We start from the raw sequence: 1,103 nt of genomic DNA, 5'->3' as shown, positions 1-1,103 counted from the left end.
GCAACCTCTTTTTCCAGTTCTATTATTTTTTTATTGTCTAAATCTTTTCTGTTATTACCTTTATTTTTTTGGTGCTCCATTATTACCAGCCCCAGAACAAAAAATTTCTTTATTTTATGCTAAATAAGTTATTGTGTGACCTTCGCTCAAGGTCGCACTTAAATATTAGTCGTTTTTCCCTTTATTAGGTTAATTGCATAGTATTGGTCAAATAGGACTTAAAAGAGAGGTGGGTTTTTGTCTTTCTTGTTCCACTAACCTGCCCCTTTAGTTGAATAAGAAAAAAGAGTTGCCTATGGCAACGCCACGATCTTTAACTAAAGCACCCGTTAGAATTCGTGAGAAAATGTATTAAACTGAGGGAGTTGAATAAGATTTTATTCTTTAACAGATACTTTATTTGAAGATTGCATTCCAAGGAGAAGATTTATGAATTTTACAGAAACAGTAAGGAGTGTTTTTATGGGAATATTAAGTGGAAATTCAACAGATGAACCAATGCACTATGGAGAAGTTTTCGGAACTTGGTCATTCCTTTTAACAGCTAAAGGATTAGTTGCAGGTTACCAAACCCTACTAAACCACGCTGGTGATGAAGACCTACAAAAATTGCTAGAAGAAGCAATTCAAGGTGGACAACAAGAAATCAAACAAATTGAAACATTATTAAAAGAAAATGGTATTGGTTTACCTCCAACACCTCCTGAACCACCTAAAGCATGTTTAGATGACATTCCAGTTGGAGCACGTTTTGCAGACCCTGAAATAGCTGCTATGCTTTCGGCGAATATTGCAGCAGGCTTAGTAGCGTGTAGTACGATTATGGGGCAATCTATTCGGGAAGATATAGCTATGATGTTTGGACAGTTTTATATTCAAAAGGCAGCACTTGGTGCTAAAGTTCTACGATTAAATAAGGAAAAAGGATGGTTAATTCCACCACCATTACACCATTTTAAAGCTGAAGATTGTAAATAATTTATTATTGGAACAGAAAGGATTCATTCTGTTCCCCTTTTTTTAAACAATCCTGACCCGTTCAATTCCCATTCCCCCTTAGCACATACAAGGCAACACATCTACCTTTAGTGTAATTTTACACT

The 1,103-nt window shown here is 35.5% G+C and carries 1 protein-coding gene; it reads left to right on the top strand.

Annotated elements, in window-relative coordinates; genetic code table 11:
- Positions 1-462: 462 nt before the first annotated feature.
- Positions 463-978 (top strand): DUF3231 family protein, encoded by a 516-nt coding sequence (locus V7124_RS22995; protein WP_335493812.1) that lies wholly within the window; start codon positions 463-465, stop codon positions 976-978.
- Positions 979-1,103: the final 125 nt, after the last annotated feature.

This window comes from Neobacillus niacini, assembly GCF_036961885.1.
Lineage (GTDB): Bacteria > Bacillota > Bacilli > Bacillales > Cytobacillaceae > Neobacillus > Neobacillus niacini_H.
The sequence above is the reverse complement of the archived record's forward strand: the minus strand, read 5'-3'. Positions and strand labels throughout refer to the sequence as shown.